This window comes from Streptomyces akebiae, from assembly GCF_019599145.1.
GTDB classification, from domain to species: domain Bacteria; phylum Actinomycetota; class Actinomycetes; order Streptomycetales; family Streptomycetaceae; genus Streptomyces; species Streptomyces akebiae.
The window spans coordinates 1-14086 of sequence record NZ_CP080647.1; the positions used below are offsets into that span (position 1 = coordinate 1).

Annotated in this window: 13 protein-coding genes and 3 pseudogenes; 9 read left to right on the forward strand and 7 right to left on the reverse strand. The window is 69.9% G+C overall.

The annotated features are described in order from the left end of the window. The 6 genes and pseudogenes from K1J60_RS00005 to K1J60_RS00030 all read left to right on the forward strand — a co-directional run. Window positions 1-1899, forward strand: a pseudogene (locus K1J60_RS00005) (Helicase associated domain protein); the annotation flags it as partial. 290 nt (window positions 1900-2189) lie between these two features. Further along, window positions 2190-3035 (forward strand): RNA polymerase sigma factor, encoded by an 846-nt coding sequence (locus K1J60_RS00010; RefSeq protein WP_220644290.1) that lies wholly within the window; start codon window positions 2190-2192, stop codon window positions 3033-3035. Continuing rightward, complete coding sequence (locus K1J60_RS00015) at window positions 3032-3238, forward strand: hypothetical protein (protein WP_220644291.1); 207 nt, start codon at window positions 3032-3034, stop codon at window positions 3236-3238. The genes K1J60_RS00010 and K1J60_RS00015 overlap by 4 nt, the downstream gene beginning before the upstream one ends. Before the next feature lie 315 nt (window positions 3239-3553). Then, on the forward strand, window positions 3554-4084 hold the full coding sequence (locus K1J60_RS00020; protein WP_220644292.1) for an RNA polymerase sigma factor: 531 nt from the start codon (window positions 3554-3556) through the stop codon (window positions 4082-4084). 78 nt (window positions 4085-4162) lie between these two features. Then, window positions 4163-4477 carry a hypothetical protein gene (locus K1J60_RS00025; RefSeq protein ID WP_220644293.1) on the forward strand — a complete coding sequence of 105 codons (315 nt, stop codon included), beginning with the start codon at window positions 4163-4165 and terminating at the stop codon, window positions 4475-4477. 155 nt (window positions 4478-4632) lie between these two features. Further along, on the forward strand, window positions 4633-5118 hold the full coding sequence (locus tag K1J60_RS00030; RefSeq protein WP_220644294.1) for a hypothetical protein: 486 nt from the start codon (window positions 4633-4635) through the stop codon (window positions 5116-5118). Window positions 5119-5183: 65 nt separating this feature from the next. On the opposite strand, the gene K1J60_RS45440 is transcribed toward K1J60_RS00030, so the two are convergent. The 3 genes and pseudogenes from K1J60_RS45440 to K1J60_RS00040 form a co-directional block, all read right to left on the reverse strand. After that, the gene (locus K1J60_RS45440) at window positions 5184-5312 is read right to left on the reverse strand and encodes a hypothetical protein (RefSeq protein ID WP_259407470.1); all 129 of its coding nucleotides are present in this window, start codon (window positions 5310-5312) and stop codon (window positions 5184-5186) included. A 128-nt stretch (window positions 5313-5440) separates the two neighbouring features. Next, window positions 5441-6423, reverse strand: a pseudogene (locus tag K1J60_RS00035) (telomere-associated protein Tap); the annotation flags it as partial. A gap of 35 nt (window positions 6424-6458) precedes the next feature. Next, the gene (locus K1J60_RS00040) at window positions 6459-6815 is read right to left on the reverse strand and encodes a hypothetical protein (RefSeq protein WP_220644295.1); all 357 of its coding nucleotides are present in this window, start codon (window positions 6813-6815) and stop codon (window positions 6459-6461) included. 273 nt (window positions 6816-7088) lie between these two features. Here K1J60_RS00040 and tpg point away from each other — a divergent pair, with 273 nt between their 5' ends. Further along, window positions 7089-7643 (forward strand): telomere-protecting terminal protein Tpg, encoded by a 555-nt coding sequence (gene tpg, locus K1J60_RS47015; protein ID WP_220644296.1) that lies wholly within the window; start codon window positions 7089-7091, stop codon window positions 7641-7643. A 19-nt stretch (window positions 7644-7662) separates the two neighbouring features. On the opposite strand, the gene K1J60_RS00050 is transcribed toward tpg, so the two are convergent. The 4 genes from K1J60_RS00050 to K1J60_RS00065 all read right to left on the reverse strand — a co-directional run bounded on the left by K1J60_RS00050 (window position 7663) and on the right by K1J60_RS00065 (window position 12392). Continuing rightward, complete coding sequence (locus tag K1J60_RS00050; protein WP_259407472.1) at window positions 7663-8772, reverse strand: hypothetical protein; 1110 nt, start codon at window positions 8770-8772, stop codon at window positions 7663-7665. Window positions 8773-8785: 13 nt separating this feature from the next. Further along, window positions 8786-9529, reverse strand: a complete 744-nt coding sequence (locus K1J60_RS00055) for an ATP-binding protein (RefSeq protein WP_220644297.1) — start codon at window positions 9527-9529, stop codon at window positions 8786-8788. After that, on the reverse strand, window positions 9526-11118 hold the full coding sequence (locus tag K1J60_RS00060; protein WP_220651191.1) for a Mu transposase C-terminal domain-containing protein: 1593 nt from the start codon (window positions 11116-11118) through the stop codon (window positions 9526-9528). Before K1J60_RS00060 ends, K1J60_RS00055 begins: the two co-directional genes overlap by 4 nt. A gap of 98 nt (window positions 11119-11216) precedes the next feature. Beyond that, window positions 11217-12392 carry an ATP-binding protein gene (locus K1J60_RS00065; protein ID WP_220644298.1) on the reverse strand — a complete coding sequence of 392 codons (1176 nt, stop codon included), beginning with the start codon at window positions 12390-12392 and terminating at the stop codon, window positions 11217-11219. Window positions 12393-12530: 138 nt separating this feature from the next. Here K1J60_RS00065 and K1J60_RS45450 point away from each other — a divergent pair. Beyond that, window positions 12531-13139: pseudogene (locus tag K1J60_RS45450) on the forward strand (DinB/UmuC family translesion DNA polymerase); the annotation flags it as partial. 155 nt (window positions 13140-13294) lie between these two features. Next, window positions 13295-14029, forward strand: coding sequence for a zeta toxin family protein (locus tag K1J60_RS00075; protein ID WP_259407474.1), 735 nt, complete (start codon window positions 13295-13297; stop codon window positions 14027-14029). The last annotated feature ends 57 nt before the right edge of the window (window positions 14030-14086 follow it).

The following is a 14086-nucleotide window of genomic DNA, read 5'->3' on the forward strand; positions in this document are numbered from 1 at the left end:
GAGATCGACGTCCTGGAGATCCGCGACCCCTCCCCCGTCGTCGGGGAGTCCGAGGAAGCCCGGCGCGGCCGGCGTCTGGCGCTCCTGCAGACCGCGCTCCTGGAACACGCGGCGAAGTGGAACCTCAAGACCGTCATGACGTTCCACCAGAAGGTGGAAGAGGCCGCCGCGTTCGCGGAGAAGCTCCCGGCGACGGCTGCCGAGCTGTACATGAACGACGCCACCGACGACGACCTGGCCGCCGCCGACAAGCTGCCGAAGTCCTCCATCAACGCGGAGTTCTACGAACTCGAGGCCGGCCGCCACGTGCCGCCGGACCGGGTGTGGTCGGCGTGGCTGTGCGGGGACCACCTCGTGACCGAGCGGCGCGAGGTCATCAGGCAGTTCGCAGGCGGCATCGACGCAGCCGGGCGCCGAGTCCACCGCGCCTTCCTCGCCAGCGTTCGCGTGCTCGGAGAAGGCGTCGACATCACCGGCGAACGGGGCGTCGAAGCCGTCTGCTTCGCCGACACCCGCGGCTCCCAGGTCGAGATCGTGCAGAACATCGGCCGCGCCCTCCGGCTCAACAAAGACGGCAGCACCAAGGTCGCCAGGATCATCGTGCCGGTGTTCCTCGAGCCCGGCGAAGACCCCACCAACATGGTCGCCTCCGCCAGCTTCAAGCCGCTCGTGGCCGTGCTCCAGGGCCTGCGCAGCCACGATGAACGCCTGGTCGAGCAGCTCGCCTCCCGCGCCCTCACCAGCGGCAAGCGCCAGGTCCACCTCCAGCGCGACGAGGACGGGCGGATCATCGGGCCGGCGGCGCGAGCGACGGCGAGGACCAAGAGCAGAACGAAACCGACGCCGCGGCAGAATCGGCCCTGCTGCACTTCTCCAGCCCGCGCGACGCCGCGACCATCGCGGCGTTCCTGCGCACCCGGGTCTACCGGCCCGAATCCCTGGTATGGCCTCGAGGGCTACCAGGCCCTGATCCGCTGGCGGGCGGAGAATCAGATCACCGGCCTCTACGCCGTGCCCTACGACGTCGAGGTCGAAGTCGGCGCGACGAAGGCGTTTCCGCTTGGGCGGTGGGTGCACCAGCAGCGCAAGGCCTTGCGGGCCGGTGAGCTGGAGGAGCGGCGCAAGGTCCTCCTGAACGCGCCAGAGGCCGGGATGGTCTGGGAGCCGGGCGAGGAGGCGTGGGAGAACAAGCTCGCCGCGCTCCGGTCCTACCGGCGGGCCACCGGACACCTCGCCCCGCGCCAGGATCAGTTGTGGGGCGAAGGCGAGGCGATGGTGCCCGTCGGGCAGCACATGGCCAACCTCCGGCGCAAGGGCGCGAAGAACGGCCTGGGCAAGGACCCGGAGCGGGCCGCCCGGCGCGCGGCGCAGCTGACCGAGATCGACCCGGACTGGGACTGCCCGTGGCCACTGGACTGGCAACGCCACTACCGCGTCCTCGCCGACCTCGTCGACGCCGACGGCCAACTCCCCGACATCGCACCCGGCGTGCTGATGGACGGCGACGACATCGGCAAGTGGCTCCAGCAGCAGAAGCAGCCGGGCACCTGGGCCCAGCTACCCACCAACCAACAGGAACGGCTCACCACACTGGGCATCGCACCGCTCGTGGCACCGACTGCCGCCCCCGCAGCAGCGGCCGGCCGTACGGCGGCGAAGGGCCCGAGCAAGGCGCAACAGGCGTTCCAGCGAGGCATGGCAGCCCTCGCGCAGTGGATCAAACGGGAGGGCCAGAAGCCGGTGCCCCGCGGCCACAGCGAAGAGATCGCGGTCGCCGGCGAGGCGGAGCCGGTGACCGTGAAGCTGGGCGTATGGGTCTCCAACACCCGGGCCAGGCGGGAGAAGCTCACGGAGGAGCAGCTGGACGCGCTGCGCAAGCTGGGCATCCAGTGGGCGTGAGCGAGCCCGCCTGCAGGTGAGGCGCGGCTCTGGCCCCTCAGGATGGGGACACAGGGGCGCCCGGCCCATGGCCGGATAGTGGGTTTCGGTTGCGGGTCCGTGCAGCAATAACGGGCCCGCAAGCTCGTATTTGAGCCTCGCGAAAAAAGATTTTCAGCTGGTGTGTCACGTTCACCAACTTCGCCTGCACACAACCCCGTACAACAAGCGATCTGCTTCGCAGCTTCATCGCGCGCATTTAAAGCAACCGGTGGAGGTCTGAAGCAGGCCAGGACGAGGGGGTTTATGCCGTGAGCGTAGATGTAGAGATCTTCGAGACCATCGACGCGGTGCTGGGCGGGGAGCACACGGCCCGGATCGGGCAGGACGCCGCGCGGATCGAGGAGCTGGCCAGCTGCGGCTTCGAAGGGCTGGCCTACGAGGTGTTCGAGATCGAGCTGATCCGGGAGGCCGAGCCGCGCCTGCTCGGCATGCTCCGCGAGGGCACGCTTGCCCGGCTTGCCGTGAGGCAGTGCAAGAAGCGGGGCTGGAAGTTCTTCGTCCACGAGGACGACATGAGCCTGCTGCGCAGCAGCCCTCTCGAGCGGGACATCATCATGGTCGACGTCCTCACCGAAGCGACACGTAAGTTCCATCGCGACCTGCAGCGTGGACAGGGCTGGAAGGCCGACCACCACGGACCCCGCGGCGCCTGCAGCCTGATGTCGTACTTCATCGGCCAGTGCGTGTGGGTGTTCCGGCGCGCGTACGTGAGATGGGCCAGGCAGCGGGTCCACTGGGCCCATCTGCATGCCGTGTACGACTTCACCGAGGACGCCGCGAACGAAGCCGGCATCGGCGGACTGCTCGAGGCCGCCAGCTACGAGATCGACTCGGAGGTGTTCAGTACGGACTTCGAGGACATCCTCGATGAGCAGGCGCCGCACACGCAGGCGGTCGTACGTCTGACGGTCATGGGCTTTCCCGACGCTGAGATCGCCGAGCGGTTGAAGCTCTCCCCCGCCGCCGCCCGCCAGCGCAGGTCGCGCTTCCGGACGGTCCTGTACCAGGCGGCCCGGGAGAAGCGGATCTGGATCCCGGAACAGCTGCACACCAAGGCCGTCACCCGTCGGCAGAACCAGCGGGGTGCGGCGTGAGCACGCAGAACCTCCTGACCCTGCTTCTGGCACTGGTCACCCTCGCCGCGGTCTCCGCCATCGCAGGCCTGATCGGATACAACGTCGCCCGCGAGGGAGGAGCACCGGTCTCCACGGCCATCGGCCGCGGCAGCTTCGTGTTCTTCAGTGTCATGACGCTCTTCATCGCGCTGCTGGCCGTCCTGGTCCCGGCCCTGACGTGAGACACGGGGGCGGCGGGCCAGTGGCCTTCGTCCCGGCCCGCCGACGCGTATCCGGCCGTCCAGGCGCATGAGTTGGTGCGCAGCGTGCCCGGAAGCTCCCGCTGTGACCTGCCAGTTCACACTTCGTGCCGCAGCCACGACGTCGTGGTTGGTAGGGGCAGTAGCGGCCCGGTGGCGCTCGGTCGGTGTGGCGGCGTCACCAGAAGATCGATGGAGAAGAACAACGTGACCGAGTCAGTCGCAGGGTCAGGGCGACCGCGTAAGCGGGCGCGAGTGATCCCCGAGCTGTTCCAGAACCGTGCCAAGAAACGCGCCATGACCGCAGAGGAGGCGAAGGAGGCGGTCATGGAGCTCCTCGTCACGCACAGGTCGCACTGGCTCGCGCTCACCAGGCGCATCGTGTCGTACCACCACGGCGAGGACGTCCTGCAGATCGGCATCGAGCAGATCGTCAAAACCCTCCCCACGTACCCGAAGGTCATCACGAACCCCAGCGGGTTCATCGCCACCATTCTCTCCAGGCGGGCCGTGGACGAACTGCGCCGTATTCATGCGGAGGCGCGTGCGCTGGAGAAGCACGGCGCCGTGCCGGAGAAGTGGACGGACCCGGATGTCGTCGAGGCGACGGAGGGGTACCTCCGCGTCCGGGCCGTCCTGAGTGAGGTGCTGCCCGAGCGGCAGCACGAGGCCTACGTGCTGCGTCACGTCGGCAAGTTCGAGAACGCCGAGATCGCCGAGATGCTGGGCATCAAGGTCACCTCGGTACGCAAGGACCTGTCCCTGGCGCAGGCCGCCCTCAAGGACGAAAAGGTGCGTCAGCGCCTGCGTGAGCACCTGCAGGACTAGGGCCTGGGGGTATCCCTTCGCGGGCCAACGGATGGCGCGGATCGGTCCGATCCCCTCCGCGTTCATCGGCTGGCCCGAGTGGGGCTATCGCCGATCGCCCTGAACCCCACGACCAAGAAGGACAGAAGCACGACCAAGAACGTGACCACGGATTACAAGCCCATCGAGAAGGAGACCAACCCCGTGCTCAACCGCATCTTGTTCATCGTCTCGATCGTCGTCACTGCCGTGACGTCGTTCATCGCCAGCATCGTCAGGCGCATTCGGGCCGCCCGCACTCCCGTAGCAGTGTGGGACGACCCGACCCTCAAGGCTCCGCAGTCGGCGGGGCTTACCCCGCGCAGGTCACAGCCCGCCCGTACACCCGTTACGTCGGAGCCCAAGAGGGCTTAGCAGCATGCGACCTGATGCCACGTCGAGAGGAGCGCGCATGGTAGGACGCTTCCGTTAGACGATCGCCGTACGGGCCGGGACCTGCGACTTCACAGTCGGGTCCCGGCCCTTCGTCGTATCGGGCGTAGGACGAAACCGAGCACAGGAGCACCATCATGAGCGCCTCCCCCGCCCACCGGATCGAGGTCATCGAGACCGGCTTCGACATGCGGCTCGCCGCGCTGAAGACGGCCGTCGACACCAAGGAGGACGACGAGGTCACCGACGCCATTGCCGCGCTCCTCGCCACGGTGGACACCGGCCTCGACGCCCACGACGTGACGGAGGCGTTCTCCGCGCTGCTCTCCGCGATGGAGGCCGACCTCGACGTCAAGAAGAACGACGTGCGGGCCGCACGGGGACGCGTACGCCAAGTCGCCCACCTGCGCCGCGCCCACCGCCGCCGCCAGCTGCGGGAGAAGGCCGCCCGGGTCGCGCCGCGCATCGCCTTCTACGTCTTCACCGTGATCGGCACGATCGTTTTCGGCATCGCCGTCGTGTTGATCCTGCTCGGCAACCTCGCCGCGGCCCTCCCGCTGTTCCCCGCCGCCGGCGCCGCCTGGGGCCTCGCCCGCGTCATGACCTGGGCCCTGCGCCGATAACCCTCCTGGGCGATAGGCGGCTTCATGAAGGGACGTGCATCATGGAGCCGGGCAGCGACTGCTGGTTATGGGCCGAGCCGACCGCCCGCCCGGCTCCGGGCCGGGCCGGGCCCCGGCACCCGAAAGGCCCCCATGAACACCAGCGAGATCGCCGCGATCATCAGCGGCACCACGTCCTTGATGGCCGCCCTCATCAACCTCATCACCTCAATCCGAGGCAGGTAACGGTCAGTGCCCCGGGCTCCGGTGGCAGCCCGGGGCACCGCCACGAGGATGGCCAAGTACCTCAACGTCCCCGAAGTCCAGCTGCCGCTCCCGCACCTGAGACGCGGATGTCCGGGCGCCAGGTGGGCCGGGCAAGGGCCCGCCACGGCTGCCCGGGCTTCCAGCCCTCCCCGCGAGGGCGCTCGCGCAGCTTGCCGATACCGTCCTTCACGGTCGCCTTGATCGCCGACACCACGATCGCCAGCTGCGGGTCACGCTGCCGGTAGCCGTCCATCGCCGCGAGGAAGTCGGCCGGCGGCATGTCCGCGTGCACGCCGATGTCGGCCATCGTGGCGAGGTAGGCGTCGCGCAGCCGGTTGTACCAGCCGTCCAGGTAACGGCCGTTGTCGTAGCGCACCCACGCCTCGATCGGCGTGACGTCGTAGCCGAGCTCCACCGCGTACGCCACGGCCGGCGTGGCGTACCAGGCCACCACCGTCGGGCGCTCACCCTTCGGCGTGAACGGGCTAGGCAGCAGGTCAGCGTCCAGGTCCGCCCACTTGTCCTTGGCGACCTTCACCCTCAACAGGTCGACGTGGGAAAGGTCGACCAGCCACGCACCGGGCAACTTCGCGTCGAACACCGGCGCTTTGATGTACGACGGCGCACCGAGGCCGACCGTGAGGCCGTTGGCGCCGGCGGCGAAGGCCATGTTCACGTCGACGCCCACCAGGTGCCGAAGGGTGCATTCGGCGTCGGTGAGCGGCCGTGCCCAGTCGTACGCCTCCTCCACCAGGACCTCGGCCGGGTGCGGCGGTGGAAGCGCGGCAGATCCTTCAGCTGTGGGTGCCCGTCGGGGGCCTCGCACGGCGCGCAGTCCACCGGGTCCTTGCCCAGCGAACCGGGGTTGTGCTCGGAATGCCGCCTACCCGTCGCGTCCGGCTCGGAGGCGCGGGTCGGCCGATGCAGCGCGGTCATCAGCTCCAGGCCCGTGACGGCGGTGGAGCCGCGCGGCGTCATCACCCGGGCCGCATAGGTGCCCAGCATCCGCGCGAGGTCTGCCGGCGGCAGCTGGGCGGCGTCGGCCCAGTGCCGGGTGTCGCTCACCGAACTATGGGCGCACCTCAGTGAAGTTGTCAGGCGTCGCGGTACTGGTTCCGGGCAACACGGACGACGCGGCCGGCCTTAAGCAGACCGTCTATGTAGACGGAGACGCCGTTGCGGTTGGCTTGCTTGCCCCCGGCGGTCAAAGCATCCGCAATATCACCGAGAGACATGGGCTGAGGCGACGCCCTGAGGATCTTGACGATGGCATCCGCCTTGGTGAGGTCTTGGACCGCCGACCCCGGCTCGGACACCGCTGCACTCAGCTTCTTGAAGGCGTCCCGCTTGGCCTTGAGCCCCTCGATATGAGCTCCGAGTCGGTCACGCTCGAGTTCGGCTTCACGGAGTTCACGCTCGACGCTGGCGAGGTCCTCGCTGTAGGAGTTCACGAGGAGAAGACTATAGAAACCTAGTAGAAGTTAGCTAGCTTTTCTTAAAGACGGACGCTGCTCGACCAGCTGGGTGCCGCGCGAACCCTACGGAGCGGCGATCAGGTTCAGTGAGACGAGCTCAGGCTCGAGATAGGACAGCAGAGTCAGTAGCCGAGGACCCGCAGGGATGTCTCGCGTACGCCGGAACTGGCCAAAGGCAACGGGCCAGTGTGAAAGACCTGAGGGAGCAGACGGCCGCTGTGCGGCGGCAGAACGGCTCGGGGGGAGGACATGGGAGAGATCGTCAAAGGGCTTGAGCGAGCGCTGCTGAGCCGTCCGGTGCCTACTGGTGACGCCGCTGTGCGTTTCCTGCTCAGGGCGCAGAAGGGCTCCACGAAGAACATGGCTGTCCTCCTGGGGATCTCCCAGCGCACGGTACAAAGGTGGGTCACGACCCGGCCGGGAATGCGTCGCCGTCCAAGTGCTGTGCATGCGGGGTTGATCGATGAGGCCGTCAGGGCACGGTGGCAGCCCCTGGTGCGCGCCCGCCGACGGGCCCGGGCCGAGGCCGACGGGTTTGTCTTCCACACCAGGGCGCGGTTCGGTTTCGCCGCTCCGGCAGGCTCGTCGGACGATCCGCGGGTACGGCTGATCACCCAGTACCTGTCGGGAGAAGTGGCCCGCGAGCTGTTCGCCGCCCGGGACGCCGGCGGGGGTGAGCAGCAGCAGATGGTGATCCTCGCCCGTGCTTTGGGGCATGCCTACTTCCGGGACGGAGGCCTGCGTGCCCATGGGCTCGGAATCGCCTTCACCGACGTGGAGTTCGCCGTTTTCTCCATCGACTGACGTGCACGCGGGTTCGAGCTCAGAGCGAGGGCGGCATCTGGTGCCGTGTCAGCATCGTGTCGTAGCACTGTGCTTCCTTTCGTTCGCGCCAGTCCCACTGGATGCGGCCGACAGGGCCGGTGCGCTGACCGACAGGCGGCTGCGGCGGGCGGAGCCTGGCCGCCTCCGCCATGCGCAGCAGGTGGACGCGGTCGTGGGGGCCGGCCAGCAGATGCTGGTCCTGGCCGGGCGCGAGCTGAGCGAAGGACACGGCGGCCTTCAGGGAGACGCGTGCCCACGGCGGCACCCGGTGCGAGGCGCAGCCGTCGGTGTAGCGGGTCCGGTCGTGCAGGGCCAGGGTGGCCGCGGCGGCGTCGTAGTCGCCGGGGCGGGCGGTGGCGAGCTGCTGGATGGATGCGCCGGTAAAGAGGGCGGCGGCGAGGGCGGCGGCCAGGCGGGGGTGGGCGGTCACGGTGGAGAGGCGTCGGGCGACTTCCTGTACTGCCTGCTCGGTGAGGGGTGTCGGTGGCGGGCGGTGCCGGAAGGTGATCGGCGGCGGTACGCACGGGGCGGTACAGGGGGCAGGGCTGTCGTAGGAGACCAGGCGGTCCAGTGCGGGCAGGGTGAGCCACCGGTTGGCCGGCCGGGCGGGCTCCTCCGCAGGCCGGGGTACGGGAGCGGTTGTGCCGTAGTAGTGGCGGCGGGCGGCCTGGAAGTCGGCGGTGATGGCGAAGTCGGCCGTCTGCAGGGCCTGGTGCAGGGCGGCGGGCAGGTGAGGGCGGTGGCAGACCAGGGTCAGGTGAATGCCGGTCAGGGCGCGCAGCTCCAGGAGGCGCATCGTGCGGCGGGCGGTGAGGCGGTGGGCGCGCAGGACGGTCAGCCGGTTCACGGGCAGGGCGTTGATCCAGGCGGTGGCGGCTTCCCAGGCGGGCTGACGGCCGGCGGGGAAACGGCCCGGGAGCAGGGGCGGTTTGCCCAGAGCGGCCAGAAGGTCGTGGGCGAGGCCGGTTTCGCTGGTGGTGCCCGGGCCGGGGTGCAGGGTGATCCGGCCGGACGGCGGATGGTGGGCGGCCAGGGCGGTGTGCGTGTGGACCGCGTCGTCGCCCGGGTCGAGGACCACGGCGACGGACGGTGGCACGGCTGGCGGCATGGTGACGTGGTGGTCAGGCGAGGCGGCTGAAGGCCCAGCGCAGCAGCTCCTGATCCACCCGGGGGCGGCCGGTGCGGGCCAGGGCAGTGCGGGTGTGGGCAGTCAACTGGGCCCAGGCGCGGAAATTGCCGTGCGCGGCGTGCTGGTCGGCGAACGTGATGTCATCGGGGTCGGCGTCGACCCAGACCGGATGAAACAGCGGGATGGCCTCCAGGACCTCGCTGGGGGTGAGGCGGGTGAAGTGCTGCCAGATGAAGATGCGGGAGGACAGCATCGGTTCACGGCGCAGCACGGTGTGGCAGCCCTCCCCGCCGACGAAGATGATCGCGAGCTGGGTTGAGGGTTCGTCCCACAGATAGCGGAAGTACTCGAATGCCTCCCCGTTGAGCCACTGGGCCTCGTCCACGAGGAAGGTGCGGGGACGTTCAGCCAGGGCCGTCTTCAGCAGGCGGTCGAACTCACTGGGATGACGCGGCGGTTCACCGGCCAGGTCGAGCGCGGTGAACAGCTCGTAGCGCACCGCACGGGCGGTGGGACGGGCCCGGAAAGTGATCTTGCGGACGTCCTCGTGAGGCTCGAGTCCCCGCAGGCAGATGTTGACGGCGAGGGTCTTGCCGAAGCCGGCGCCGCCGTGGATGCACATCATGGCGCGGGCGGCGACGGTGTCGGAGATGTTCTCCCGGGCGGTGAGCAGGGCACGGGTGGTGACCACGGACGCATCGGGCAGGTCGACGTACTGGTAGGTGGCCGCGGTCACGAGGCGTCTCCGTCTTCAGCAGTCTGTGCATTGGGTTCGAGTGGGCCGTCGGAGGCAGGTTCGGACGGGACGGGAGCAGGCAGGCAGGGCGTGGTCCGGGTGGCGAGGGAAGGCGGGGTACGCCAGTCGGCCGGGGGCGCGGCGGGCGGGATGAGGTCCGGCATTGCGAGCTGCGCGAGGTCGGTCCCGGCAGTCTGGGCGAGTTCGGCCTCGGCCTGCGCGGTGGTCAGCGCGCCGAGCCGCTGAGGTGCCTCGGGCTGGATGGCGGCGGCGTAGCGCTCGCGCTGGGAAGCCTCCAGGTCCTTCTTCAGACGGCGCGCACGGGCGGCCCGTGCTCGCCGTACGGCGCTGACCTGTTCCTCGGTGGCCTGGTCGGCCAGGTCCGCGGGACCCAGATAGCGGCCAGTGGCCGCGTGGTACACCTCGATGCGGTGGTCGTGGTGGGGCATGAAGCGGATGCGGACCTGGATCCCGGTCTGGCCGGTCATCCACGGCCCCACGTAGTCGCGTTTCCTGAAGCGGATGCCGCGGGTGGTCAGCGTGCGGGTGCCGGCGTCCTCCAGGGTGAACGTCCACAGATCCGTCGCGGGCACGTCCCGCAGCGGAGTGGGATCCCCCTGCCACGCCTCAAGCGGAGTCTTTCCCCGCAACGGCGCCGGGCGGTGCTCGGTGTTCCACCAGAGCGTCCAGGCCAGCAGCCGGGCGGTGAAGTCCTCGAAGCCGAGCAGCACTTCGTCCTTCGGGCGGGAAGCCCGTTTGCCGGGGCGCGGCTGGCGGGCATAGCCGGGCAGCGCGGCCAGGAACATACTCTCCACCGCCCGGTTCAGGCCCTCCACGGTGCCCTTGAGGTGGGGGGTGTAGGCGGGCAGGTCCTCCACCGTCACGTCGAGGAGATCGAACGCGGCGGTCACCGTCCGGGACAGGAAGTCCTTACCGCGGTCCACCCGTACCTTCTCGGGCAGGCCGCCGATCGGGCCGTAGGGGTCCTCGCGCAGGACCGCGGAGCGCAGCGCGGCCAGTACCGACTCCCGCGACGGATCCCCCGGCGTGACCGCGACACCGGTGATCGCGTTCGTCGCGCAGTCGGTGAACCAGGTGATCCACGGCCTGCGGGCCTTGCCCTCGACGTCGACCAGCACCGCCGCTTGGACGTGGTCGGTCTCCCACACCTGGTTGCGCCAGCCGCGCGCCCGGGCCAGGAACACATCGTGCTTGCGTGCCGCACGTTCCCCTCCCGCAAGCCCCGCCCGCTCCCCCGGCGTCAGATCCCGCTGGATCGCCCGGTGCAGCGTCGGGATCGACGGAGGAGGCTCCCCCTCGCCCTTGGCCGCGCGAGCGGTCAGCTCACGATGGACCGCCGCGACGTTGCCCTTCCACAAGGCCAGCAGGCGGCGCACCTCCGGAGTGACGGAGAAGCGCCCTTTGCTCTGGGCCCGCGCCCCGGGCTCCGCAGCCGCGGACTCGTCACGCTCGGCAGCGGCAAGCCACCGCCACACCGTGCGCTCGGTCACCTCCAACGACTCCGCCATCAGCCGTACATGGCGGGACGTCAGTTTCTGGTCCTGCCGCAGGGCGAGCAGCCGGCGCACGGCAGGGCCGCGCAGCGCCGACAGGGAGGAAGAAGGCAGACCTCCCCGCGCGTGCCCGTCCTCGTGGCTGCCAGCCTCTCCCATCCCGGAGGCGCCGGTCACAGCGGCCCCATGAGCCGTGCGCAGGCCCGCTCCAGCATCCGGCGGTCCACTACCGCACGGCTCTTGCCGTAGATCTCGGCGGTCAGGTGCGAGGTGAGCTTCGCCCAGGTCCGGAAATTGCCGTGGCCCACATGCTCGTCCACCCACGCGACATCGTCCTCGCTCACGTCCTCCCACAGCGGGTGGAAGGCCGCCATCACTGCGGCCACCTCGCCCGGGCGAAGACGAGGCACCAACTCCCAGGTCAGCACCCGAGAGGCCAGCGCGGGCACCCGGCGCAGCGCCCGTTCGCTGCCCGCGCCCGCCAGCACGAGTGCCGTGTCCGTGTCCGGGTGGTCCCACAGACCGCGCAGAAACTCCAGCGCCGGCCCCGGAAGACGCTGTGCCTCGTCCAGCACCAGCACGCGGGGCTGCCGTAGCGCGTTCACCAGCGTCAGGTCGGCCTCCACCGCCCCGCGCGGCAGCCGCCTGCCCAGCTCGAGGGCGTCCGCGAGCACCCGGCGCAGTTCCGGCACCGTCGGATGCACACCGACATGGACCCGGCGGACCCGGGCCGGGTGCGGCAGCTGGGACAGGGCGTACTGCAGCGCGACGGTCTTGCCCTGGCCGGCGTCGCCGTACAGACACACCACCGCCCCCACCGCGGCCGCGTGCGCGACCGTCCGCAGCACCGACCGCACAGCGGACGTGTGCACCACCTGCGCGCCCGGCACCAGGACCGGAACCTGCGCCAGATGCTTCTGCTCCCGCAGGATCACCTGCCCGCCTGTGCCTTGGCCGGCCACGACGTTCAGGCCGAGCTCGCTGAGCGGATCGGGCCTGCGTGGCCCGGCCACCACGTGCTCCCGCTCGACCATCAACGCCCGGCCCGCCCGGCGGTCCCTGCGGATTACCCGGTGCAGTGTCGACGCCGACGGAACCGACGCCCCGCCAGCCGCGGCCAGCCGGCGTCTCAGCTCAGCGACATTCCCTGCCACCTCGCCCAGCAGCGTCCACACCTCGTCCGACACCGCATACCCCTGCCGGACCGGCGCCTCCACCTGCCCGGTCGTCTTGGCCTGCTCCAGCCAGCGCCACACCGTACGCTCCGAGACACCCACCGTCTCCGCGACCGCACGCACATGCCGCGTGGCCAGTTCCCCCGCCTGCTGCCGCTCCAGCAGACGACGCACCACCAACCCCTGGGCAGCACGGGCCCACGACCGGCCCCTACCTCTTGGTCCACCCCACGATCACACCGACCGGGCCAACCTCAGCACATAAGAACTATCGAACCTGAGACAACATCAGCTGCCATGCGATAAAGCCCCATGACAGCGATCCCACCCATTAATCTCTCACCTCATGACAGCGGCCTGCCCACCCGTAAACAGCCGCTGACCAGCCCCGTAACACCCACCCCTGGACCAGCGCGACCGACTCTCACCAACACCGACACCAACCCGAGAGATCGCACCGACCGGTCCGGGAACTGCCCGGGATCGGCGCGAAGGTGTCCGCCACCCTCGCCGAGTACGGCCTGCACATGGTCGGCGGCGTCGGCGACGTCCCCCAGCTCACCCGGCAGCGCCTCCTCTGCGCCCGGGCCCGGCCGCGCCCTCCACGAGCATGCCCTCGGCCGGGACACCACGGTCGTCGGCCTCACCCCCGCACCGGCGAGCATCAGCGCTGAGCACCGCTTCGAACGCGACGAACTCGACCCTGCCCAGCACCGGCGCGCCCTGCTCGCCCTCGCCGCCCGCCTCCGCGACTCCGGCCAGATCGGCACCAGTCTGACCTGCACCGTCCGCTACGCCGACCACAGTTCCACCCGACGCGGCCGCACCCTTCCCGAAGCCACCCATCACACCGTGGTCCTGGCCCGCGCGGCGTACGCGCCGTACGAGTCCCTGGGGCTTCAGCGCGCTCGGGTCCGCGGTATCGCCCTGCGTGCTGATGCCCTCCGACCCGACGCCCGGGCCACCCGGCAGCTCGCCCTCGATGAAGGCGACGACAGACCGTTGGCGATCGAATCTGTCGCCGACCACGGGATCCGGGCGAGGTCCTCGGCGAACCGCAGTTCCGCAGTGGACGGTTGCCGGCGCCTGTTCGTCATCCTCCCGGCCCTGACACAGAGCGCTGTCGCGCAAGCCCGACCGGTCGTTGTCGTCGTCGCCGGGCAGCCGGGGGCGGCAAGACCCACATCGCCGACCTCGTCCAGGCGGTCCTGGACGGTCGTGGCGCAGCGGTGCGGGTCAGCCGGGACCTGTACAAGCCCGCGCACCGGCACTACTCGGGTCTCCTGGCCACCGATGTCCGTACGGGCGCAGCCCTGGTCCGCCCCGATACCGTCCGCTGGCAGGCCGCCGTCGAAGCCCACGTCCGCGACCGGCGCTTCGACGCCGTGGTGGAGTCCGCGCTCGCCGACTCCGACGACTTCAGCGCCTCCTCCCTCGCCTACCGGGCCGCTGGTCACCGGATCGAGGTGGCGACAGTGGCCACCACCGAAGCTCTGAGCCAGCTCGGGACCGTGGGCCGCTTCCTCACCGAAACCGCCAACGGCCAAGGCCGGACGGCAGGGCCGCGTTCAGGGTGCGGTATGCCCGCCTGCGGCCTTCCCGCCGAGGCAGCAGGCACCCGAAGACTGCGACTTCGAGATCAGAGCGCTACGGCCACGCGGCCTGATCGTCCCGAACCAATAGCTGGTGATCCGCCGTTTGCCCTGCTGCGTCCAGGACGTCGGATGGAAGTTCGAGAAACATCGCCCAGTCACCAGTCGTTCCTAAGGAGTGCGGGGACCCGTGCGTTCGGCGGCCGCGTACCTCCCTGACAGCGGACGCACAATCTTCCTCGACGAGGGATAGCCGTGCGCGGCTCAGCACGTCGT

What these genes read in the sequence shown, in the direction of transcription:
- K1J60_RS00020 (WP_220644292.1), top strand. Translation starts at nt 3,554, where the DNA reads ATGACCGCAGAGGAGGCGAAGGAGGCGGTCATGGAGCTCCTCGTCACG.
- K1J60_RS00030 (WP_220644294.1), top strand. Translation starts at nt 4,633, where the DNA reads ATGAGCGCCTCCCCCGCCCACCGGATCGAGGTCATCGAGACCGGCTTC.
- K1J60_RS45440 (WP_259407470.1), bottom strand. Translation starts at nt 5,312, where the DNA reads ATGAGGGCGGCCATCAAGGACGTGGTGCCGCTGATGATCGCGGCGATC.
- tpg (WP_220644296.1), top strand. Translation starts at nt 7,089, where the DNA reads ATGGGAGAGATCGTCAAAGGGCTTGAGCGAGCGCTGCTGAGCCGTCCG.
- K1J60_RS00050 (WP_259407472.1), bottom strand. Translation starts at nt 8,772, where the DNA reads ATGCCGCCAGCCGTGCCACCGTCCGTCGCCGTGGTCCTCGACCCGGGC.